The 22,130-nt window shown below is 51.4% G+C and carries 21 protein-coding genes and 1 riboswitch; of the genes, 1 reads left to right on the top strand and 20 read right to left on the bottom strand.

Annotated features, from left to right (window positions below):
• Positions 1-22: 22 nt before the first annotated feature.
• The 14 genes from BN1360_RS11980 to BN1360_RS11915 all read right to left on the bottom strand — a co-directional run bounded on the left by BN1360_RS11980 (position 23) and on the right by BN1360_RS11915 (position 15,317).
• A complete protein-coding gene (locus BN1360_RS11980; RefSeq protein WP_068780195.1) occupies positions 23-1,639 on the bottom strand; it encodes a cobyric acid synthase in 1,617 nt (538 codons plus the stop codon).
• Between the two features lie 116 nt (positions 1,640-1,755).
• The gene (gene cobS / locus BN1360_RS11975) at positions 1,756-2,562 is read right to left on the bottom strand and encodes an adenosylcobinamide-GDP ribazoletransferase (protein ID WP_068780085.1); all 807 of its coding nucleotides are present in this window, start codon (positions 2,560-2,562) and stop codon (positions 1,756-1,758) included.
• Positions 2,559-3,152 carry a bifunctional adenosylcobinamide kinase/adenosylcobinamide-phosphate guanylyltransferase gene (gene cobU / locus BN1360_RS11970; protein ID WP_068780084.1) on the bottom strand — a complete coding sequence of 198 codons (594 nt, stop codon included), beginning with the start codon at positions 3,150-3,152 and terminating at the stop codon, positions 2,559-2,561. Before cobU ends, cobS begins: the two co-directional genes overlap by 4 nt.
• The gene (gene cobT / locus BN1360_RS11965) at positions 3,149-4,228 is read right to left on the bottom strand and encodes a nicotinate-nucleotide--dimethylbenzimidazole phosphoribosyltransferase (RefSeq protein ID WP_068780083.1); all 1,080 of its coding nucleotides are present in this window, start codon (positions 4,226-4,228) and stop codon (positions 3,149-3,151) included. Before cobT ends, cobU begins: the two co-directional genes overlap by 4 nt.
• Positions 4,229-4,348: 120 nt before the next feature.
• The gene (locus BN1360_RS11960; protein ID WP_324254317.1) at positions 4,349-5,128 is read right to left on the bottom strand and encodes an ABC transporter ATP-binding protein; all 780 of its coding nucleotides are present in this window, start codon (positions 5,126-5,128) and stop codon (positions 4,349-4,351) included.
• 5 nt (positions 5,129-5,133) lie between these two features.
• Complete coding sequence (locus BN1360_RS11955; protein ID WP_068780081.1) at positions 5,134-6,180, bottom strand: FecCD family ABC transporter permease; 1,047 nt, start codon at positions 6,178-6,180, stop codon at positions 5,134-5,136.
• Complete coding sequence (locus tag BN1360_RS11950) at positions 6,177-7,190, bottom strand: ABC transporter substrate-binding protein (RefSeq protein ID WP_068780080.1); 1,014 nt, start codon at positions 7,188-7,190, stop codon at positions 6,177-6,179. The genes BN1360_RS11955 and BN1360_RS11950 overlap by 4 nt, the downstream gene beginning before the upstream one ends.
• A 322-nt stretch (positions 7,191-7,512) precedes the next feature.
• Positions 7,513-7,722: riboswitch (cobalamin riboswitch) on the bottom strand.
• Between the two features lie 132 nt (positions 7,723-7,854).
• On the bottom strand, positions 7,855-8,829 hold the full coding sequence (locus BN1360_RS11945) for a TRM11 family SAM-dependent methyltransferase (RefSeq protein WP_068780079.1): 975 nt from the start codon (positions 8,827-8,829) through the stop codon (positions 7,855-7,857).
• Positions 8,830-9,731: 902 nt separating this feature from the next.
• Entirely contained in the window at positions 9,732-10,508 is a 777-nt protein-coding gene (locus BN1360_RS11940) for an ABC transporter permease (protein WP_068780078.1), read from the bottom strand.
• 11 nt (positions 10,509-10,519) lie between these two features.
• On the bottom strand, positions 10,520-11,296 hold the full coding sequence (locus tag BN1360_RS11935) for an ABC transporter ATP-binding protein (RefSeq protein WP_068780077.1): 777 nt from the start codon (positions 11,294-11,296) through the stop codon (positions 10,520-10,522).
• Positions 11,297-11,310: 14 nt separating this feature from the next.
• Complete coding sequence (locus BN1360_RS11930) at positions 11,311-12,360, bottom strand: ABC transporter substrate-binding protein (RefSeq protein ID WP_068780076.1); 1,050 nt, start codon at positions 12,358-12,360, stop codon at positions 11,311-11,313.
• A 16-nt stretch (positions 12,361-12,376) separates the two neighbouring features.
• Positions 12,377-13,828 carry an aryl-sulfate sulfotransferase gene (locus tag BN1360_RS11925; RefSeq protein WP_068780075.1) on the bottom strand — a complete coding sequence of 484 codons (1,452 nt, stop codon included), beginning with the start codon at positions 13,826-13,828 and terminating at the stop codon, positions 12,377-12,379.
• Between the two features lie 213 nt (positions 13,829-14,041).
• On the bottom strand, positions 14,042-14,647 hold the full coding sequence (locus BN1360_RS11920) for a histidine phosphatase family protein (protein WP_068780074.1): 606 nt from the start codon (positions 14,645-14,647) through the stop codon (positions 14,042-14,044).
• Positions 14,648-14,663: 16 nt separating this feature from the next.
• The gene (locus BN1360_RS11915; protein WP_068780073.1) at positions 14,664-15,317 is read right to left on the bottom strand and encodes a TetR/AcrR family transcriptional regulator; all 654 of its coding nucleotides are present in this window, start codon (positions 15,315-15,317) and stop codon (positions 14,664-14,666) included.
• Between the two features lie 431 nt (positions 15,318-15,748).
• Here BN1360_RS11915 and BN1360_RS11910 point away from each other — a divergent pair, with 431 nt between their 5' ends.
• Entirely contained in the window at positions 15,749-15,898 is a 150-nt protein-coding gene (locus tag BN1360_RS11910; protein WP_157259347.1) for a hypothetical protein, read from the top strand.
• Positions 15,899-16,266: 368 nt separating this feature from the next.
• On the opposite strand, the gene BN1360_RS11905 is transcribed toward BN1360_RS11910, so the two are convergent.
• From BN1360_RS11905 to BN1360_RS11880, 6 genes are read right to left on the bottom strand one after another with little or no spacing between them, the layout of a single operon-like run.
• Positions 16,267-17,169, bottom strand: coding sequence for a Gfo/Idh/MocA family protein (locus BN1360_RS11905; RefSeq protein WP_068780072.1), 903 nt, complete (start codon positions 17,167-17,169; stop codon positions 16,267-16,269).
• Positions 17,170-17,186: 17 nt separating this feature from the next.
• Entirely contained in the window at positions 17,187-18,374 is a 1,188-nt protein-coding gene (locus BN1360_RS11900) for a M20 metallopeptidase family protein (protein WP_069188339.1), read from the bottom strand.
• A 2-nt stretch (positions 18,375-18,376) separates the two neighbouring features.
• Positions 18,377-19,261: an L-serine ammonia-lyase, iron-sulfur-dependent, subunit alpha gene (sdaAA, locus tag BN1360_RS11895; RefSeq protein ID WP_068780070.1), complete on the bottom strand. Its 885-nt coding sequence runs from the start codon at positions 19,259-19,261 to the stop codon at positions 18,377-18,379.
• Positions 19,258-19,941 carry an L-serine ammonia-lyase, iron-sulfur-dependent subunit beta gene (gene sdaAB / locus BN1360_RS11890; RefSeq protein WP_068780069.1) on the bottom strand — a complete coding sequence of 228 codons (684 nt, stop codon included), beginning with the start codon at positions 19,939-19,941 and terminating at the stop codon, positions 19,258-19,260. Before sdaAB ends, sdaAA begins: the two co-directional genes overlap by 4 nt.
• 17 nt (positions 19,942-19,958) lie before the next feature.
• Entirely contained in the window at positions 19,959-20,999 is a 1,041-nt protein-coding gene (locus tag BN1360_RS11885) for a dihydrodipicolinate synthase family protein (protein ID WP_068780194.1), read from the bottom strand.
• 29 nt (positions 21,000-21,028) lie between these two features.
• On the bottom strand, positions 21,029-22,045 hold the full coding sequence (locus BN1360_RS11880) for an NAD-dependent epimerase/dehydratase family protein (protein ID WP_068780068.1): 1,017 nt from the start codon (positions 22,043-22,045) through the stop codon (positions 21,029-21,031).
• Positions 22,046-22,130 lie beyond the last annotated feature (85 nt).

Below are 22,130 nucleotides of genomic sequence, written 5' to 3'. Positions count from 1 at the left end.
CAAATGTAAGCGTATGTCAAAACTAAGGATTCTTTGGAAGGCCCGCAATTTCATATATTTGATCCATATCCAGATGGCCTCTTACATGATCGGCAAGTCGGTCAAACGCCCTCTCACGCCTGGCCGCAGCGGAAAATGTCGCAGCCAGAGGCTCCAGCCCTTTGGCTTGTCTAATGCCATCCAACCAAGCCCGGCGATACTCATCACTATTGAAAAGACCGTGTAAATACGTACCAAACACTCGCCCATCCACACGGCAGACGCCCTCCGTGCGTTCCCCTCCATCAGCGCTTTCAACCAGGAATAAGGACATTGCTTCTTTCTCCCTGTTATCTATACTTCCTGTTGTACCGTGTGAGTTCGCTACGGTGTCAGAGTTCGATGACTCTAAACCAAACCCAGCCTGACTTGAGTATACCGTCTCCCCGGAGTGAATTTCGTAGCCGCCAACGGGGATAACGGGCTCCGTTGAATAAAGGCGGAGCGAGGCATCAGGTAGAACATGTCCTGTGGTGCGGATTGTTTTTTTGCCAGGGAGAAACGTCGTTGTCAGCGGCAGCCAGCCAAGTCCACGGGATCGCTTCACCTTGCCGGATTCAACAGCCTCCGGATCAAGCAGTGCATCCCCAAGCATCTGGTAACCGCCACAAATACCGACCAGTTGCGAATGAGCGCTGCGCTCCAGATGCTGCTCAATTGCCCCATCCAGCCCCTGTTCCCGTAGAAATGTCAAATCGCTGATCGTATCCTTGGAGCCCGGAAGGATGATTACATCCGGCTCTCCTAGCTCCGCCGCTCGCTGGACATAACGCACAGACACATCCGGCTCTGCGTCCAGCATGTCGAAGTCCGTAAAGTTGGAAATACGCGGATAACGAATCACGGCAATATCGATATCGCGGCCCTGCTTAGGTACCGAAGCGTAGGAGTCGAGAATGACTGAATCCTCAGCCTCGATCTCCAAATCCGGCAAGAAGGGCAGCACTCCGAGGACGGGGATGCCTGTCCGCTGTTCCAGCCAATCCAACCCTGGCCGAAGCAGCTCCAGATCGCCTCTGAATTTATTAATGATGAAGCCCTTCACCCGGGCTCTCTCTTCAGGCTCCAGCAATTCGAGTGTTCCGACCAGAAATGCAAACACCCCGCCGCGATCGATATCGCCGATCAAAATAACCGGAGCTTCCGCCCATCCAGCCAGATTCATATTAACGATATCACGCTGCTTCAAATTGATCTCCGCCGGACTTCCCGCACCTTCCAGCACAACGAGGTCGTATTCATTCCTCAGTCGGTTCAGAGCCTCCATCACGATCGGCCGGGCCACGGGCAGGAACTCCTCGCGATATTTCATCGCGCTCAGATGCTGATAAGGCTTGCCGTGAACAACGATCTGCGAGTGCATATCTCCCGTCGGCTTAATCAGGACGGGATTCATATCCGTTGTCGCCTCGATTCCACAGGCTTCAGCCTGCACGCCCTGTGCGCGCCCAATCTCCCGGCCATCGGCGGTAACATAGGAATTTAGCGCCATATTCTGCGATTTATAGGGGGCCGTCGTGAGTCCGTCTTGAACGAAAATTCGGCATAAGGCAGTCACGATGACACTCTTGCCTACATCAGAAGCCGTTCCCTGCAGCATCAGCACAGCGCCCCGATGGCTGGAATCTCCGCAATTCCGCTTTGTATCTTTTTCCGTTATAGCAACTTGCTCTCTTCCTAAATCCTCTTGCCTCATCGATCAAACCTCCACTTCACTCATTGAAAAAGCAAGCAGGCGAGCAGTAGCAATACCGCCTCCAGCCCTTCATTGATTGCGCCGTAGGTATCGCCCGTCAAGCCACCCAGCCTTGCACTCATCCGGCTCGCCATCCAGGAACCGACGCCCCAAGCTAATAAAGGAGCAAGAGCATAATAGATCATTGGGCTGATCATATTCAGATCTCCCCATTGCGGCACGGCGGCCAGCAGAAGCAGTCCTGCCGATAGCACCAGAGCCAGTAAAGTCGCAAGCAGCGTATCCCGGACACTTTGCCCCCGGAATCGTCCGGCCAATCCTTCCCCGCCGCGCGCGGTCGGCCAATGGCGCATCGCCAGCGCCATGAACCAGCGGCTCCATACAGGAGCCGTCATTATGGCTGCTCCCGATACATACAGTCCGCGGCTCAGCAGTGTGGCAAGCAGCGACATTTTCAAGAGCAGCAGCAGCACACAGGCTAGCACACCCATCGCTCCAACTCGGCTGTCCTTCATAATCTCCAGCATTTTCTCACGGGGACGATAGCTCAGGAACGCATCGGCAGAATCCATCCAGCCATCCAAATGCAATCCTCCGGTCAGCCAGACCCAAGCGATCAGCAGAAGGACCGAGACCGGCAGTACAGGCAGCGCTAGGCTAGCCAGCACACCGATGATCCAAATAACAATGCCGATCGCCGCGCCGACGAGCGGATAATATTTGGCGCTCCTCTTCAGCAACTCCGGTGTAAAATCAAGCTCGGCTCGCACCGGAAAACGCGATAGAAATTGAAAAGCGGCCAAAATTGGCCGTCCTTGTTGTCTCATAATCGATACTCCCTGCTCTTGAGTTCAATGGGAATTCCCGCAGTGACGAGAAATACTTGCTGCGAAATCTCAGCCATTTTGCGATTCATAATTCCAGACAAGTCCCGGTAGACTCGACCCAGACGGTATTCAGGCACGATGCCATCCCCGACCTCATTCGTCACTAGTACCAGATTGCCGGAATAGGACGAGACGACCGAAGCTAATCGTTCGATCTCATCCAGTACCTGCTGCTCCACCTCCCGCCCGTCGCCATATGCGAGCAATATATTAGAGAGCCATAATGTGAGACAATCCACCAATACAACAGGTTCGTCTGCCACAGGCTCCTTGATCGAGGAAGAACTGCGATCGTTCGACTGAGCCAACTCGCATAACAGCGCGGCAAGCCGCAGCGGCTCTTCCTTCGTCTCCCAAGCAAAACCGCTGTCCACCCGGACGCTCTGATGCAGCCTGATTCGCTCCCGCATCTCATCGTCGAATGCTTGTGCCGTAGCAATATAAATCCCTCGCTCCGCCTGTTTCATGCACCATTTCTCGGCAAAAGAGCTCTTGCCGCTTCGCGCCCCGCCGGTCACCGTAATGATCATACGGATGCCTCCGGCCCAGTCCCTTCGCCTGTAGAAACCCCGGCACTCTCGAAGGTCGCCATCTCCGACATTACACGGCAGATCGCATCGATCAGATGCAGCGCCAATACGCCGCCAGTCCCTTCGCCCAATCGCATGTCCAGATGCAGCATCGGGGCAAGCCCCAGCTCACCAAGCAGCTGCTCATGCCCCTGTTCATGCGAAGCATGCGAGGCGATCATATAATGCGCAGCCTCTGGGGCAAGGCGCTGCGCAATTAATGCCGCTGCACTGGAGATAAATCCGTCAATGACGACCGGACAATGGTGGGCAGCGGCAGCCAGAATCACCCCGGTCAGGCCGGCGATTTCGAGCCCGCCAATCTTGGATAGTACATCCAGCGGATCGTTCATATCCGGCTGGTTAACATCAATTGCCTTCTGGACGACAGCAATCTTATGCTGAAGGCGTTCGTCATTAAGACCCGTTCCCCGGCCAACGCATTCCTGCGGCGATTTTCCGGTCAACACGCTCATCACTGCCGCACTGGCCGTGGTATTACCGATCCCCATCTCGCCGGTCACGAACAATCTTGATCCGTTGGCTACTGCCGCCTCCACCGTATCGATTCCCGCCAGTACGGCCGCTTCCGCTTCCTCACGGCTCATCGCCGGACCTTTGGCCATATTCGCTGTCCCATAGCGGATCTTCTTCATAACAAGCTCCGGGTGTGACAATTTGGCATTTACTCCGATGTCCACGCACATCACCTCGGCTCCGGCTTGACGAGCCAGCACATTCACTGCTGCTCCACCGGCCAGGAAGTTATGTACCATCTGCGGCGTTACCTCCGCTGGAAAAGCACTGATGCCTTCCTCGCACACACCATGATCAGCAGCCATAACGATGACAGAACGCTTGGATAAATCGGGATGTACCTTCCCGGTAATTCCCGCTAGCTTCACGGCCAGATTCTCCAGCTTCCCGAGGCTCCCCGGCGGCTTGGTTAACTGATCGAGATGCTCTGCCGCAGCTGCTGAAGCAGCCTCGTCCGGAGCTGAGATTTTATCGATAACTTGTGCGATTAAATGATTCATGTGTATATCCCCTTCCTGGTGCGTGATATGCGACTATACCATAACTATATCACTAATATTGCAAGATCCTGCTGCAAAATATGAACTAGCGATGACCTGTTCACCAGTTTAGATGCTCTATCATTCACTACTAGTTTCCTTACGCAGCAATAACTGGGGCTCTCCGTGATCGGGGTGAGCAACGATATGAGACTGCACCTGAAATACCGCTTCAATCAATTCAAAATTAATAATTTCCGCAGGTGAACCTTCTGCCACAATTTTCCCCTGATGAAGCACAAGCAAATGGTCGCAATACAGCGCGGCCAGATTGAGATCATGCATGACCGATACGACCGTCAAGCCCGCTTCACGCTGCCAGCTGGCGACCAGCTCCATAAACTGTGTCTGATGTCGGATATCCAGATAAGTCGTTGGCTCATCGAGCAGGACGATCTCAGGCTGCTGGGCCATCACTTTGCCCAAGGCCACCCGCTGCCGCTGTCCGCCGCTTAATACATGAAGCGGCCGATGAGCCAGAGCATTCAGCTCAAGCTTATCCATAATACCGTCCATTAGTTGCCGAGCGGCTTCACTATCTTCTCTGCCGCGCCAATTCTGGAACGGAAACCGCCCCATCTCAATCACTTCCCGGACAGGATAGGCTACTGCCGGAAGCCCATCCTGCTGCAAAACCGCCAGCTTGCGCGACAGCTCCTTGCGCCCGTATTCGGCAATCAGCCTGCCATCCAGGCTGATCTCGCCGCGGTTCGGCTTCTCTACTCCGGACAAGAGGCTGATCAACGTTGATTTCCCGCTGCCATTTGGACCGATGATGCCCCAGAACTGCCCGCGTTGGACCCGCCAGTTTATATCCTCAAGTACGGACAAACTTCCATATGATTTATCAATATGCCGCACTTCAATCAACGCATCTCCACCTCTCTTTCCTTCTTCTTGCGATACAGCAAGTAAGCGAAGAAAGGCGCCCCTACGAAGGCTGTGACAATTCCCAACGGTATCTCGATTGGCGCCAGCAGCGAACGCGCTGCCAGATCGCTCCACATCATGAAGATGCCCCCGCCAAGCGCGGAGAGCGGAATAATCAGGCGATAATCAGGACCCGTAATCAGGCGAATAATATGCGGTACGACCAGGCCGACAAAGCCAATCACTCCGGATACCGAGACAGCCGCTGCCGTGAGCAGCGTGGCCACAAACAACACCGATAACTTGGTAAATTCCACATTGAGTCCCGTATGGGTGGCTTGTCGCTCGCCAAGCGCGAGCAAATTCAGCGTCCTGGCCCGACTCCAGAGATAAATGAACCCCAGCGCCAAATATGGCAGCAGGATGGCCGTATACGACCATCCTCGCAAGCTTAAGGAGCCCATCGTCCAATATAAAATTTCATTCACCGTCTTCTTCGACATCGCTGTCAGAAAGGAGACGACAGCCCCGAGGAAAGACTGCATCACAACGCCTGATAGAATCAAATTCTCGATCGGTATTTTCCCGTTCTCCCGAGCCAGCCACATCACGATCCATAACGTTAAAGATCCTGTTAAAAATGCAACAGCCGGCAGTGTGAACACTCCGATTACGGAGTACTGCCAGCCAAGAAAGATTAATACTGCGGCCCCTAGCGCTGAGCCCGATGACACGCCAAGTGTAAATGGATCGGAGAGCGGATTGCGCAGTACTCCCTGAAAAGCAGAGCCCGCTACCGCGAGCGAAGCGCCGACCAGCAGGCCCAGCATCACTCGCGGAAGGCGAACCTTCATAACAATCTGTTCAGAAGCCATGCTCCAATCCGGAGTAATATGATCGCCAACCCACGGAATATGATGCGCGAGAATGGCGATAATCTCTCCGGCCGGCAAATATACCGAGCCAACCCCGATACAGATCAAGACGGTGATTGCGAGCAAAGCAAGACCTATGATACCGTATCCGGCCAGCTTCGTCCTCATGGCTGCATCAATTCCGGATAGATCGCTTTGGCCACTTCAATCAGTCCTTGCGTTACGCGTGGGCCCGGACGGCTAAGCAAATTATCATCCAGTCCGATAACCTGATCATTTTTCACAGCCGTAATTTGATCCCAGCCGCTGCGTCCTTTTACAATCTCGGCCAAGGTCTTGTCATTTTCAATTACGCTCTTGGCATACAGAATCACATCAGGATTTGCCTTGATGATATTCTCTTCGTTGATCTGGCTCCAGCCTTCTATATCGGAAGCAACGTTAACGCCTCCGGCGAGCGTGATCATCTCGTCCATAAACTCGCCTTTACCAACAGTCCAGCCTGGCGAGAACTCGATATATACTTTTTTCTTATCTTCTTCTTTAACCGATTTTACGGCTTCTGTTACTTGGTTCAGCTCATCCTGCATCTGCTTCACAACTTGCTCCGCCTCAGCTTGATGATCCGTAATTTGTCCAATCATCTTAATATGGTCCATTACGTTATTCACTGTCTTCGGATTGGATTTAAATACTTTAATCCCGAGATCAGTCAAGCTCTTGATCGTCTCTTCCTTGATCATCGTCCCTGTTACAACGACAAGATCCGGTTCAGCCGCTACAACGGATTCTACATTAACTTGGAAGCCGCCCATCTTCGGCTTGGACAACGCGGCTTCCGGGTAATCATCATTATCGGAGACGCCGACAATCTGCTCGTCCAGACCGATTGCGAACAAACCTTCCGTTTCCGAAGGAGACAAGGAGACAATCTTCTGCGGAGCCGCGTCAAATGTAACCTCTGTGCCGAAATCATCCTTTACCGTAAGCGGGTAGGCCGTATGCTGTGCTTCCCCTGCATTTCCGCTATTGTTGCTCTGTTCAACAGCCTGATTCGTGCTGTTATTTGCCGCCCCGTTCGCAGCATTATTCGTTGAATCATTGGCGCCACATCCTGCAACGACCATAATGACGAGCGTCAGTAGGGCGGCCGCCCATATTTTTCTCCAGTTCTTCAAGTTTTCCCTCTCCTTTTGAATAATTTTTTGTTCTTGCTTTTGTTCTTGCTTTTGTTCTTGCACGCCATTGCTTATGCTTGGAGTCCTTGCAAGTGGTGTTCAAAAAGGTCGCCTTTCAGCACCGAGGCTCCTGCTTCCGGCAGGATTTTTTAATTTCTGATCAAAAGCGGACTTTTTGAAACTACTACAACAAAAAGAAAACCCGATCCGATAGGATGGGTTACGTCTACAAAGTATTATGTCTGATCCGGACAGAACAAGTAACCTCCATACGCAGATCAGCATCTTTAGCTTAGCAGAACGCCATCCTTTCCTCGAAGGACCGTCTCATATACTCGCGGCAGGTCTCCTGACTTACAGGTTAAGACTTGAAGCCCGCCTTCCCATCAACTTGAGCGTTGACAGTGGCAAATTAGGCTTCGTTCCTGTTTACAGTGGCGGGACCGCGCCGGACTTGCACCGGCTTCCCTTTTCACCCGAGCGTATGGCGTCATGCGCCGCTAACTCAGGACCAGCAAGTATTTTTATTCAATTAATCAGCTCGAAGCAAGGCTATCTTCTCTATTGGATTATAGGGGAAAAGAAGATTGAACACAATATCCAGAGCCGTTCATATAGCTCTATCTACTGCAGCAATTCTGCATTAAGATGGCCTTAACCCCCCTCACTCGCTCCTGCACAGCCATACATTGCGAATAAATGAACCTTTCAAGATTTTCCCTTGATCCATTACCGTCAGACCGGCCTCGCGAATCTCCTCCTCAAGCGGCTCTGAAGAGACAATCACCGAACGGATGCTAATTCGCTTCAGACTCGTAAGCATCCTAATCCGTTCATCTCGTGGAAGCACCGAACAGAGATTATAGGGCATATCAAGAACCGCGGCGTCGTAATGTTCAGTTATGTCGTTCATATCACCGATCTCTACCAAGCCTTTCGACTCATAGCCAAAATGGTGCAAATTCACACGTGCGCCCTTAATCGCCAGCGGATTAATATCCTGACCGACCATGTCGATCCCCATCGACAACGCCTCGATCAGCACATTGCCCATGCCGCAGCAGGGATCGATCAACCGCAAGCCATCCGGTTGAGGAGCCGCGATATTAACTAATGCGCGAGCAACTGCGGTGCTGAGTCCTGTCGAGTAATTTTGCGGCTTATGCTTATGCTCCAGCCAGACTGAACGTGCCGGATGACAGACCCCCAGCGTCCAGCGCCCGTGATGAGAGAGCAAGCCATAGATCAGATCCGGCGTACGCATCTCCGCCTTGCCGCGAATCACACTCCCAACCTGACGCTCCATCTGCCGCTGCTCGTCAAAGCTGCGCGGATCACCATTTTTGATATATTTTACTTTAAATGTCCTATCCTGAAGCTCCAGCTCAGCTGCCTGCCGCAGCAGTTCCTCCCAAGAAACCTCGCTAATCCATACATCCATCCTCAGCGACAGATAAGGACTGCGGCTCGGATCGATTACAATGGACGTATCCACAAATGGATACGGTCCAACAGGATCAACAGCATATCCAAATAGCGCCTGAAGCTCCATCCTGCACAGATCACGCTCTGTCTCATGACAGGCAAAAGGGTAAATATATCGGCTGGAACTCTCCATTTGCTGCATCAAATCTCTCATTCCTCTTTTGACCAATTGAATTCCTCAGAGCACCATCATACCCCTTTTCCCCGCAAAAAGAAAAGCTAGAGACTAACCCGCAATGGCCTCATACGCAGTAACCTTCGAATCTCGATAAGATAATCGTAATTGAGCGCATATATTAGGTAGTTCCTTGAGTATCTGCTCTTTGTCCTAAGGACCTAACGGAAATGAGGTGCGCTATTTGAACAAAAAAGCGATTTTAGAAAATCTAACGGAAATGAGCGACCTTATTAGGGGGAATTTCTACGAAATTGATTGTTCTATCAACAAATAGCGGAACCCCTTTCCGTTACAATTTAATAGGGGTCAAATTATGGGAAATAGAGGCTGTGAGTTCCGTTAGAACAATCTAACATCCGACAACCAGCAGTCCGACAATCCCACAATCCCACAACCCAACAAGTCAGCAATCCGACTATCTAACAAGCCAACAAGTCAACTAACCAACTAACCAACAGTCCTGCAATCTATCAATTCAATTAACCAACTAACCGGCAGTCCTACAATCTATCAATTCAATGATCTAACAAGTCAATGATCCAACCAGCCCACAAGCCGATAGTCTAACGATCCAGCGATCCGACAGGCCAACCATCCATAAATTTATAGATTCAACAAGCCAACAGTCCCACAGCCCTGCTGCCCTACTGCCCAGCAATCTAACAACCCAAAAGCTAAACTCAACGGATAACACCCCAACAGCTAATCCAATAAGCTGATAAGGCAAACCGTGGGGTCGACCGACCACCGTCATGCAGCAAAGCACCGCGCGCAGTCCCCTGCGCGCAGTGCGAAAAAGGACTCCACAGACGCATAAGAAGAGGCCGCGTAACGCAAGTTACGAGACCTCTTCTTATAACTCTTCTATAAATATCTGCCTATCGGCGCACAGGCGCTGAGCTGATCACGCCATAACGACCCAGCACTTTGCGGCCGAACAGGCCAAACAGGCGATCGGTTATAAAGCCCATCAGGCCCAGACTGATCAGACCAACGAAAATCCAGTCTGTCCGGAAGAATAAGCGCGAGTTCCAGATCAGGAAGCCTACGCCTTCGTTCGAGGCAATCATCTCTGCCCCGACAATGGCCATATAGGAGGTGCCCATGGCTAGGCGTACACCGGTGAACATATACGGCGCGGTTGCCGGAATGATGACATAGCGGACGATCTGCCATTCGGATGCCCCCATACTGCGGGCTGCGCGGATCTTATCCTCTTCAACGGCCAGCACCCCGGTCAAGGTGTTCATAATGACGATAAATAGAGTCGCATATAGAATCAGAGCGATCTTGGATTGCTCGCCGATTCCGAACCAGACGAGGAACAAAGTAATAAAAGCGATCGGCGGAATGAACCGGATAAAATTGAGAAAAGGTTCTGCGAAGGAACGGATCGCTGCAACCTTCCCAATAAGCAGGCCCAGTGGAATTGCGATTAAGCTGCCAAGCGCCCAGCCTGTAAATACCCGGTAAAAGCTGATGCCGATATATTGCAAAAGCGACCCGTCCTGCAGCAGCTCCCGGGCCCCAGCCGCCGTATCAAGCGGACCAGGGATCACCTCCGGGCCGTACAGCAGTGAGCCCGTTTCCCAGGCCGCCAGAGCGAATATCCAAATCAACAGGAGGCTAATGCCTTTACTTCTCCATTTGCGCATATATCTCCCTCCTATTCCTCGAAATGCGACTGAATCAGATGGTAATATTCATAAAATTCCGCAGCAGTCACATCGCGTGGATAAGAGAGCGGAATCTCGTAAATCTGTGAGATGTGCGAGGAGGGTCCCGGCGACATGATGCCAATCCTTCCGCCGAGCAAAATTGCTTCCTGAATATCATGGGTCACGAATACAATCGTCTTGTTCGTCTGCTGCCAGATTCGGACGAGCTCTTTTTGCATCGTGCGACGCGTCATCGCATCAAGTGCACCGAAGGGCTCATCCATAAGCAGAATCTCGGGATCATTGGCGAGTACGCGGGCCAGCTGGACCCGCTGCTTCATCCCGCCCGACAGCTCCTTCGGGAACTTGTCACTATGACCGTTCAACCCTACAAGCCCGGTATAGTAATCACTAATTTCCCGGCGCTTCTGCGGGGGCACCTTTTTCATCTTCAGGCCAAATTCGATATTTTGCCGCACGGTTAACCAAGGGAACAACGAAGAATCCGCCTGTTGGAACACAACCGCGCGATCGCGGTCCGGCTTGTGAATATCCTTGCCCCCGACCCGCAGGCTTCCGCCCGTCTTAGAGACGAATCCGGCTATCATGTTCAGCAATGTAGATTTGCCGCACCCGCTTGGGCCAAGTAATATAAAAAATTCACCGCCGCGAATTACAAGATTTACATCCTTGATAATGTAATGAAGTTCCCCGATACCGCCTTCGTTATAGCTCTTATTCAGTTGCTCGATCGTTATGGTATGAATCGGCTTGGCTGCGGACATACTCAAATCCCTCCTTAAGGCGTGTAAGCTTCGCGATCCGGCAATGCCTCCCGTAAAAACTGCAAATCGATCTTATCCGTCAGATTGAAATCTTGCTGGATAATGCTATTTTCGACCATATATTTTTTCTGCCGCTCCAGACTCTCATAGGCCTGCTGCGTAAAGTTTACTTCCCAGTTCGTCACCGATAGATCCTTCAGCGTTGATTCCTTGGGCTGCTTCACTTCTTTGTATAGCAAATCCGCCACTTCGTCCGGATGCTCCTTAATATATCGGGAGGATTCATCAAGCGCCAGCAGGAACCCCTTCACCTTATCCGGATGCTGAATAATAAGCGAATTCGGGACAATAATCTGACTGCCGATTCGCACTCCGGTCTGTGACATATCCGTCAACTGGTGCACTCCCTCCAGCTCCGAAAATTTTTGCGTCATGGCCGCGCCGCTGACCCAGACCGCATCGACCTCGCCCTTCTTTAGCGCGATATAGGATTCATCTGAGCCGCCCTGTCCGACCAGCTTCGTCTCCTTGATCTCAATCCCATGCTCTGCCAAATACTCATCCCATAAATAAGAAATAAATGTGCCTCGCAAAAAGCTTAAAGCTTTCCCTTTTAATTGCTCAGGCTGCTGGATTTCATCGCGTACGAATAGCTTCCATTGAGCGGCGTTCTTGTCGGTGGAAGTGCCCGTCGAAGCGATGATCGTATATTCTCCCTTGCTTACGGCGTTCAGAATAGGATAATCCGCCCCCCAGCCGATATCCGCCTGCTTAATAAACAATGAATTGATTCCTTCTGCCGGTGTTGCAAAATTAACAAGCTCAGCTTTGATTCCATACTTCTCCAAAAATCCTTGATGTACCGCCACCCGGAACACCGGATTTGTTGAAATATCAGCAATATTCAGCTTCACAGCCACCTCGCCATCGCTCTTTTCCGAGGCTGCACCCGCTTTTGCCGCTGTTCCCCCACGATTTGCAGCGCAGCCTGCGAGCAGGTTGAGCAGAAGCAGCAGAATAAGACTATAGATTATGCCTGTTCCTAAATTTCGTTGTAACCGCATAGCCCTCCCCCCTCAACTAATCTATATTATTCAGATAAAATGACTTCTCATCAGTTCGGGCTACGCAGGCCGCCCCGTCGCCATAGGATATCGTTCCAGCAACTTCAACGACGGAATGAGCTCCCCTGGGCGCCGCACCGGGCACTCTGAAATTAGCGATATCAAGCGGTTCAATCGCCTTCTCCTCCGGCCGCGGAAGCTGGGGTACCCATTCATATGGAACCCGGTAAGCCCGGTACACCATATTGGCATTTCGTGTGTTCTTATAAGGCGAAATATATTCCCATACCAAATCATGCGACCGTGTAACTTCCAGAATCCGGCCGTCCGCGCCTTCCGTAATTAGCGTATTGCCGTTGGGTAATCTCTGCGCGGAGCTGATATAGGGGCTGTAGAACCGATAAGAATCCAGCGGCTCCTGAAATCCGGCCTCTGTCGGCGTATATTGCCAGACGATTTCCAAGCTCACCGGGTCGATCTCCAGAATGCGGGAATGATCACGAACGGCGTTTTTCGCCCCGTAAGGAGAAGCGGGATTAGGGGCGCCATAGCCAGCCCAACCGCCGTTGTCAAACACCAGCAGATTGCCTTCTCCGGGTAAACCGCGTGGAATCAGATGTGCATGATGCTGGCCGATAATCCAGCCTAGACCTTTAAGTTCCGGGGATGAATAATCCGGCCCCAGCCGCCAGACGATTTTCCCCGTCCGTTTGTCAATGATAGCTATGATGTTGGACTCCCTTGCATCCCAGATAATATTGTCCGGATGGAAGCGTTCATCCCCTTGATCATAGAAGCGGTTAGGACCAAGTACCGACATGGAATTGATATGCATCCAGTCACCGGCATGATCGCCGAAGAAACGGGTATTTGGGTCGCGGAACAGAACATTTCTGGCTGATTCATCAAAGCCCAGTTCTTCGAAGTGCTCATTGCAACTCCATTCCCAGACGATATTGCCTGCATAATCGACTTCGATGATCGCATCATCCAGCAGCGGCTTGTCAGAGATAGCCGGATTTTGCACATTTTTGTGAACGAGGATCAACGTGTTCCCTTCGCTTGTCTTCGGATCGGAGCCAGGTACATAGTAGCCCACCGAATTGCCTTCCCGCTGGTAATCATGATGCGCCCTGGCCATCCATTGCGGTTCATGCCCCGGGTCCTCTATCCATTCATAGCGGTTGAAGCGCCATACGATATTCCCCGCAAAATCGACCTGGACCAGATCAGATTCGTCCTGAAATCCATACTTCGGATCACGCTCAGCAGTGCTTCCAAGTACATATCCTCCGGGCAGCAGCTTATTTGGAAACCCACGCAGCCCTTTCCATAGATGAACCTCTTTCCCGTTCATATCGACTAACAGTGCCCCCAGATCAGCAGCTTGATAGAGGGTATATCCGCTCCAGGCCAGCTCTGGCCTATAGACCGTAGCCCCTGTCGGATAAATCGATGGGTGTCCCATATTCACACTCTCCTTACGTTGTTTTTTTCATAACAAAAAAGGCCCCCAGGACTCTCCCTTAAAAGAGTTCCAGAAGCCTTTGGCGATCCAATCGGCGAGCTCCATACGAAGCCAATGAAAATGAAAATGATTTTTCATCATATTAAACCAACAATTCATACCTGTCAAGTGTGATTTTAATTCAAATTTCAGGTATTATGTCCGAATCGCCGCTTACCACTCCAACTCATTAGAACGAAGCTTTAGTTTCATAATTTCCCCGGGCAAAACCTTGCTGTCCCAAAAGCCGACATGAGGATTCATTAGCATATTTAGCGTTGATATCACACCCCCATGGGTCACAATGAGCAGGATTGCAGGATTACCGTTCCCGCTCGCAAGCTCCCTCGATATCTGCACCAGCTCCCGTTGAAAATCGGCGACCCTGTTATGGAACAGCTCCCATGATTCCCCTTCGGGTGGGGTATGCAGCTTGGGATCGTCAATCCAGGCACGGTAGAGCGGGTCATGCTCCAGCATCTCATAGGTTCTGCCTTCCCAGGCCCCAAAGTTCATCTCTCTAAGTCTTGGATCATAGACCGCTTGCCCGGTCCAATCCGGACGAATAAATCGAAGGGTCTGACGACAACGCTCAAGATCACTGCAATATACACCAGCGAAAGATATCCCAGCCAATTGGCTTTGCAGCGGAGTTAACCCGCCAGCTTCCCCTGGCAGTATTTTCTCGTCGCTATGGCCTTGATATTTGCGCTGCAAATTCCATGCGGTCACCCCATGCCGGATTAGCCACCACTCCACATCTTCGTGGCTTTTACTCATTGTATCGCCCTCCATGTTATGCCTGCGATGGGGCAGACGCCAGTGAAGTGGTTAAGAAATCCGCTAAATAATGAAGCAGATCCTCGGAATCGACCTTACTCTCTGTCTTGTATATTTCGCTGCGCGCCGCAATTCTTTGTGTTGTTCCCATCATAATATGCGACAGCATTTGCGCCATCATCGGGGGATTTGTCTCTGCACGAATCGAGCCGTCAACCATTCCTTCTTCAATAATATGTTCAATCAAGTCGATCCCCTGCTTCGTGAAACTCTGATATTGCTCCTCCAGCTCCGGCGTTGGATAAGAGGACTGGTAGAATTGGTCGAACATGGCGGCAAAGCGAAAATAATCCGGTCGGGTCTGGTACATACGGACGAAGGTAGCAAAATAATCATGCAGCTTCTCCAACCCATTTTTGCCCTTGAGCTTCTCCCCCAACAGCACGCTCATCTCATTCAATATTCTGATCTGAATATCAAATACAATCTCATGGATCGAGCTGTAATACTTATACAAGGTTACCCGGCTAATTTCCGCCTTCTTGACGATATCGACAATCGTGATCGAAATAAGCCCCTTCTCTAGTACAAGCTCATAGGCAGCATCCATAATTTGTTCCCGTCGCGACTGACGCATTAAATCCAATTCCTGCTCCCATTTCGTACCCAAGCGCATTCCCTCCTTCATCACGCTACGTATTTATATTCGATGTTCATAGTGTTTCCATTGCGTAAACAATCTTTATGCTGCCTAGCTTACTCTATCCGGTACCTGAAATCAACAACTACTGCGACTGAGCTATTTCCCGCAATCAACCCTACTGCGACTGAGCTAATTTCCCCGCAACCAAACCGGTTAGCATAAATCCAGATCTACGCCAACGAGCGAGCGATCGCCAGTCTCTACAAGCTTTTTATAAGGGTTGACACTGTGTTAACACCATAATATAATTACAATAAACATGGGGTTACACTATGTAAATATACTTTATTGAGTGTATCCCCCTGTTTAGTGGATTAAGTATTTTGAGGCTTTACGCTTATGGGCTTATCCCATCAACCGTAGCGAATGAATGATTATCGACAATGGAGGAGTTATTCATGAAAAAAGTAACAGCTGTTCTCATCGGAGCTGGAAATCGTGGTGCCCTGGCCTATGCCACCTACGCATTGCAACACCCGGAGGAGCTTCAATTTAAGTCTCTCGTATCGGACAATTCAAATTGTAGGATGAGGGTTAACACCTCGTAAATAAAGCGTTTTCATCAACCGCGATTTTTTGGTATGTAAAATATAAAATAACGAAAAAACCTTGATGTATCAGGTGTTTTGAGGTGTGGAAAAAGCTAAAGAGGTGGAAAATGCTATATTCATATCTTCGTTTTTTTGTCTTTTTCCTTATCTTCCGAATTTCTTCCCCATAAACCAATGAGGAGGTAGCCAATCAACCGCTTCCAATTCCTTACAAACGTTTGTTTAACAAGCCATTCAGCAACGTGAAGCTTGGATGAAAAAGAGGCCTGGGAGCGGAGCTATACGTGTTCGCATGAAACGACCTCGCAAGCTTCTTCCTAGGCCCGGCTGAATTCAAGACTTGATGCTGGGACTCCTGATTACCTCTACAGACGGACTGGCTTGCCCAGCCTTCTGCTCTCTTCAGCGGCTTCAACAAAGCGGATGACCTCCAGCGTCTCCTGCCACCTTAGCGGAGAAATCCGCGTCTGGAACAAAATCATAATCTGTTCAAGCAGGCTTGCATAAAAGGGCTTGGCCGCAAAATCAATCTCAATCGATGAGGATTGACCGTGGCGCTGAATTGTTGCACTAAACGGAGTTCCTTCCTGACGGCTGAGACTCGCTGTTCCTATCCGTCCATCCAACCAGACTGCGGATAGTTGCTCCACCTTTTCCCCTCCTAATACATTTACCTCCGCACAGCCGCTGCCCATAATGCCATATAACAGCTCAACGGAATGTATTCCGTACCAGTAATAATAAGACTGCGTGGGCTCGACATCCAAGGGTCCCCCCACATCGGCACGAATCACGGACACGGAGCCATGCGAGGCCAGATCATCGGTAATTTGCCGGGCGTATCTGAGAGCCGAGCTGCTCATCAATGGAACCTGCTGCTCCCGGGCGGTGCGGAAGATCTCGTCCGCTTGTGCGCTGGATAGTGCCAACGGCTTATCGATAAAAACCGGCTTGCCATAGGAAGCGATCCGCTTGAATTGTTCCAAATGCACTCGCCCATCCGCCGATGTAAGCAATATCGCGTCACAGCTTGCCGCGATTTCCTCCGGACTATCCATCCGGCGTACGCCAAATTCAGTCTCTAGCGTACTCATAAAACCCTGAACCCGATTCGCGCTAAGCGCGAAATCCTCAGAGCCGCCCAAAAAAGCTGCTACAACCTTCCCGCCCGGAACATGATTGGCGTCGGACGGGTCGTTGAGCAGCCTGGTGAATGCAACGGAATGGGAGGAATCCGTACCTATAATTCCAATATTCAAGTGTTTCAACCTTGTTATCCCCTTTCTCAGACGGTATGTTCGTTTACAGCTAATCTCTGCTGTGCTACAGCTGCAAGTAAGGCCGCACCAAGCGGAATACAATCTTCATTCAATCTATATTTCGGATGATGAAGTCCATAAGCGCTGCTTGCATCCACAGCGGGGCCTGAGCCCAGCCAGAAGAAGCAACCCGGCACATGCTGCAAATAGACAGAGAAGTCCTCGCCAGCCAGGGTTGGAGGGGCCTCGACTCTGCGCTCAGAGCCTATCATCTGATCGATCACCTGCTCAACATGACGATTGCATTCCTCATCATTGATTAACACAGGAGTCTGCCCGATATATTTGAGCTCCGCCTGGCATTTATGGCCTGCGGCTATTTGCTTGACGATTCGCTCTATTCTCTCCGGCATCTGCTTTTGAATTTTGGCGTCAAAGGTACGGATTGTACCGGTCATATCCGCGTAATGCGGAATCACATTGTTCGCTTCGCCCGACTTGATGCTGCCGATTGTAACGACAACCGGATCAAAGGGAGAGACCTCCCGGCTGACAATGCTCTGCAGCGCCATAATGATATTGGCAGCACATACAACCGGATCGACGGATTGATCCGGAATCGCTCCATGTCCGCCGCGGCCTTCCAGATGAATCTCGATGCGATCGACCGAGCCCATCAGGGAACCATACCTCGTAGCCGCCAGTCCTGCGGATAAGGTCGGGAGATTATGCAGTCCGTAGATTTCATCAACGCCTTCCAGCGCGCCCTGCTCAACCATCGCCTTCGCTCCTGCATTAATCTCCTCAGCCGCTTGGAACAGAAAGCGCACGGTACCCTTTATTTTTTTGTCGGCCAGCAGCTCCGCTGCACCTAGCAAAATAGCTGTATGTGCATCATGCCCGCAGGCATGCATAATTCCCGGGCGCGTAGAAGCGAACTCCAGTCCTGATTCCTCATGAATCGGCAGAGCATCCATATCCGCCCGCAGCGCAATAACCGGCCCCGGCTGCTCCCCGGTCAGCTCAGCAACGATGCCATTTCCACCAACTCTACTGCGGAAATCAATCCCAAGCTCGCCAAGCCGCTGCGCTACCTTCGCGGCTGTCTCCGATTCCTGCAAGCTTAACTCGGGGTAACGGTGCAGCTCCCTGCGAAAAGCAATCAGCTCCGCCTCAATTTGTTTGCCCGCATGAACGAATGATGATAATCTCATCTTCATCCCTCCTCTTTCTCATACAGCTCCTTCATAATCCTCTTGCCAGTAGGGGTCTGCGCGAGCCCGCCCTGCGCTGTCTCGCGATGCTTCTCGGGCATCATGCTACCGACCTCCAGCATCACATCGATAACCTCATCCGACGGAATAACGCTCCTTATTCCGGCCAATGCCATATCCGCGGCAGCCATCGCCGTAACCGCGCCAAAGCCGTTTCTGATGATACAGGGGATCTCGACCAAACCGGCTACCGGATCACAAATCAGTCCGAGCGTATTTTTCAACGCCAGGCCTACGGCATGCACCGCCTGCTCCGGCGTTCCTCCACGCAGCTCAACCAGTGCTCCGGCAGCCATACCGATGGCCGAGCCAACCTCAGCCTGACATCCGCCTTCCGCCCCGGATACGAATGAATTATTAGCAATAACATATCCGATCGCTCCCGCGCTGAACAGTCCCTGAACCATATGCGCATCGCTCCAGCCAAATCGTTCCTGCGAGCTGACAAACACCCCGGGGATAATACCGCAGGAGCCTGCCGTGGGAGTGGCAATAATTCTTCCCATCGAAGCATTCACCTCAGACACTGCCAGTGCATATGCCATTGCGGTGCAGGTTTCCTCGCCGAGGGAAGGCATGCCTTCCTGCAAGTAGGCATGAACCCGCCTGGCATCCCCGCCGGTTAATCCGCTGCGAGGCAACATCTCGCTCACTAACCCCTTTTGAACCGCCTCTTTCATAACTCCATAGTACTCCGTCATCTGCAGAATGACTTGCTGCTCCGTTTTTCCCGTCTCGGCTGCCTGTTCTGCAACCATCAACTGCCCGATCGCAACCGCTTCTTGCTCACAAAGCCGAATCAATTGCTCTAAATTTGCGAACTTCATCCCTTGTCCCCCTTAGCACCAAGATGAATAAGACGAACCCTATCAACATCCGGCAAGCCGCAGATTCTATCGATAAATTCACCAGCTAATATTTCATCGCACTCAATCACAGTCAGAGCATCTCCGCTTCGCGACTTCCGATCGACTTCCATATAACCGATATTAGCGTTGGCATGTTTGAATATATCCGTCATCTCGGCCAAAATACCGCGCCGATCGGCGTGAAAGATCAGCAGCGTCGGATAGATCGCCGTAAATTTAACATCGAAATCATCGATGCTGACAACCTCTATATTTCCTCCGCCAATAGAGTTGCCCGTTACAACGATCCTCTGATCTCCTCGTTGTAGAATCATTGTTGCGGTATTCGGGTGCACTCCAGCCTTCTGTGCAGAGCGGATATTCACCTTCATCCCGGCTTCTTCAGCCCGTTCAAAAGCCTCCCGGATTCGCAGATCATCCGTATCATAATCGAGCAGACCGGCGATTATAGCCAGATCTGTACCGTGGCCACGATGCGTCGTCGCAAAGGAACCGTAGAAAATGATCTCCACCTGCTCCGGCTGCTCCCCAAGGACATGACGTGCAGTTCTTCCCAGTCGCACAGCACCTGCAGTATGAGAGCTGGAGGGGCCCACCATGCTCGGACCGATAATAGAAAATACATCCTTGAATCGCATGTTTGAGCCCTCCTTATTTATTGATCTTCAAGCCATTCGGCCAGATGTGCTGCTACAAATTCATCATCATGCAAATGCGGATAATCCCGATACATACGGTCGATTTCCTCCATCTGCCCCGGCGACAGCGTCTCATGCGGATTTAGACACCAAATGCCCTGCATCAGGCCCTGACGACGCAGTGCTTCATGAATGCCCGGAATACAGCCGGCAAACTGATGCGCAGGATCAAAAAAGGCCGCATTGGTATCTGTCACCTGAATGTTGCGGGTTAACCATTCCTTGGCAATTTCGCCATGAGGGCGGGCCAGCTTGATTTCTTCCAGCAGCTCGACGGCTTTTTTCGTCCAGACGGCCCAATGGCCCAGCAAGCCGCCAACAACGGCCTTTTCCACAAGCTCTCCATTCACTTTAAAACGGTAGGTGGTCAGCAGGTCATTAATGATATTATCATCATTGCCTGTATACAGCGCGATCTCATCCCGTCGGCTGGAATAGCAGATTGCACGCGCCACGTCGAGCGATTGGTAACGGTTGAACGGAGCCATCTTGATCGCGACCACATTCCGAATCTCGGCAAATTGGAGCCAAAAATCGAAGCTGAAAATCCGCCCGCCAACAGACGGCTGCAAATAAAAGCCGATAACCGGTATAATGTTGGCAACCTGCTTCGTCCTGTCCAGAATATCCTGCTCACTCCAGGACATCAGTCCGCCCATACTGAGCAGAATAGCATCGTAGCCCAGGGATTTCGCTAACCGCGCCTCACTGACCGCTTGCTCCGTTGGCCCGCATACGCCGGCCACTTTAATAAACGGACGATCTATATCGGACTTGGCGATCTCCTCTGCAGCCATTCTAAGTACAGGCTCAAGCAGATTATGCTCCGGATCACGAATTTCAAATTGAGTGGAATGAACGCCGATCGCTATCCCACCGGCCCCCGATGCGACATAATAACGGGTTAACGCCCGTTGATGCTTCTCATCCAATCGACGGTTTTCATCCAACGCCAGAGGGTGGGCAGGGATGACCAGCCCCTCGTGCAGCGCTTTCATCAATTCCGGTGAAAGTGTTGTAGCAGCCACTAGAATTTCCCCTTTCTTTCCTGGAAATGAGTCGGTTTATTCCATGTCGCTCCTCCGGCTTCAACCCATTCGGCCAGCCAATCGATCATTTGCAGCAAGGACACCGTTGGGTAGCCGAAGCGCTGATGGGACTTCGAGGCATTATTGAGCAGCGCCAGCTCGGATTCCATACCTTCAAAGATCGCTTCCTTGCCAAGCCGCTTGGCGAACTCCTCAGCTGCCCAGCGGATCGACATCGTCTCCGGCCCGGTGATATTCATAATGCTTGGCGGATTCGTACATTCCGTCAGGCAGCGCAGCGCCATCTGGTTGGCATCCCCCTGCCAGATCACATTCGCATGCCCCATCGTCAGATTGATCGCCCGCTGCTCCTGGACAGACTTGATGATTTCGAGCAGTACGCCATAGCGCATATCAATCGCGTAATTCAAGCGATAGAACAGCATCGGCGTTCCGTTCTTATGCGAATGATACTCAAAGATGCGCTCCCGCCCCAGGGTCGATTGGGCATATTCCCCGACCGGCTCCGGTGTAATCGATTCGCTGGCTCCGCCGCTGCCGACCGGCATAAACGGATAAATATTCCCCGAAGAGAATACGACGATCCGCGAATCCTTATATTTCTCGGCCACCCGGCCCGGCAAATACGTATTCATGCCCCAGGTGAAATGCTCCCGGCCCGTAGTTCCAAATTTATTGCCAGCCATATAAATAATGTTGTCAGCATGGGGCAGCTTCATCAGCTCCTCATCGTTCAACAGGTCACAGGAAATGGTCTCTATACCTGCGTCCTCCAGCTCGCGTCTCGCCTCTTCATTGGAAAATCGCGATACGCCGAGGATGCGCTTGTTCAAGCCGCCCTCACGCACAGCGTTTTGCGCCAGCCGGGCTAGGCTAGGGCCCATTTTCCCGCCTACACCAAGAATCAGAATATTTCCTTCGATGGTAGATAAATCCTTGACCAATGCCTCGGAGGGCTCCGCCAATTTTGCTTCCAATTCCTCAATTGTTCTCAACGCATTTTCCCCTTTCGTCTGTGGATCTGTCTCCATCATAACGACGGGGGATATATAAAGACAAATCTTTAAATAGTCTTTAAAT

Source organism: Paenibacillus sp. GM2, from assembly GCF_900069005.2.
Taxonomy (GTDB): domain Bacteria; phylum Bacillota; class Bacilli; order Paenibacillales; family Paenibacillaceae; genus Fontibacillus.
Note: the sequence above shows the minus strand (reverse complement) of the source record. Positions and strands in the feature narration are given on the sequence as shown.

Coding starts and splice junctions, on each gene's coding strand:
- BN1360_RS11920 (WP_068780074.1), bottom strand. CDS start 14,647: ATGAGTAAAAGCCACGAAGATGTGGAGTGGTGGCTAATCCGGCATGGG.
- cobU (WP_068780084.1), bottom strand. CDS start 3,152: ATGATCATTACGGTGACCGGCGGGGCGCGAAGCGGCAAGAGCTCTTTT.
- cobT (WP_068780083.1), bottom strand. CDS start 4,228: ATGAATCATTTAATCGCACAAGTTATCGATAAAATCTCAGCTCCGGAC.
- BN1360_RS11935 (WP_068780077.1), bottom strand. CDS start 11,296: ATGTCCGCAGCCAAGCCGATTCATACCATAACGATCGAGCAACTGAAT.
- BN1360_RS11930 (WP_068780076.1), bottom strand. CDS start 12,360: ATGCGGTTACAACGAAATTTAGGAACAGGCATAATCTATAGTCTTATT.
- BN1360_RS11980 (WP_068780195.1), bottom strand. CDS start 1,639: ATGCTGCAGGGAACGGCTTCTGATGTAGGCAAGAGTGTCATCGTGACT.
- BN1360_RS11925 (WP_068780075.1), bottom strand. CDS start 13,828: ATGGGACACCCATCGATTTATCCGACAGGGGCTACGGTCTATAGGCCA.
- BN1360_RS11910 (WP_157259347.1), top strand. CDS start 15,749: ATGAAAAAAGTAACAGCTGTTCTCATCGGAGCTGGAAATCGTGGTGCC.
- sdaAA (WP_068780070.1), bottom strand. CDS start 19,261: ATGAAGTTCGCAAATTTAGAGCAATTGATTCGGCTTTGTGAGCAAGAA.
- BN1360_RS11900 (WP_069188339.1), bottom strand. CDS start 18,374: ATGAGATTATCATCATTCGTTCATGCGGGCAAACAAATTGAGGCGGAG.
- BN1360_RS11940 (WP_068780078.1), bottom strand. CDS start 10,508: ATGCGCAAATGGAGAAGTAAAGGCATTAGCCTCCTGTTGATTTGGATA.
- BN1360_RS11885 (WP_068780194.1), bottom strand. CDS start 20,999: ATGAAAGCGCTGCACGAGGGGCTGGTCATCCCTGCCCACCCTCTGGCG.
- BN1360_RS11955 (WP_068780081.1), bottom strand. CDS start 6,180: ATGAGGACGAAGCTGGCCGGATACGGTATCATAGGTCTTGCTTTGCTC.
- BN1360_RS11945 (WP_068780079.1), bottom strand. CDS start 8,829: ATGAGAGATTTGATGCAGCAAATGGAGAGTTCCAGCCGATATATTTAC.
- cobS (WP_068780085.1), bottom strand. CDS start 2,562: ATGAGACAACAAGGACGGCCAATTTTGGCCGCTTTTCAATTTCTATCG.
- sdaAB (WP_068780069.1), bottom strand. CDS start 19,941: ATGCGATTCAAGGATGTATTTTCTATTATCGGTCCGAGCATGGTGGGC.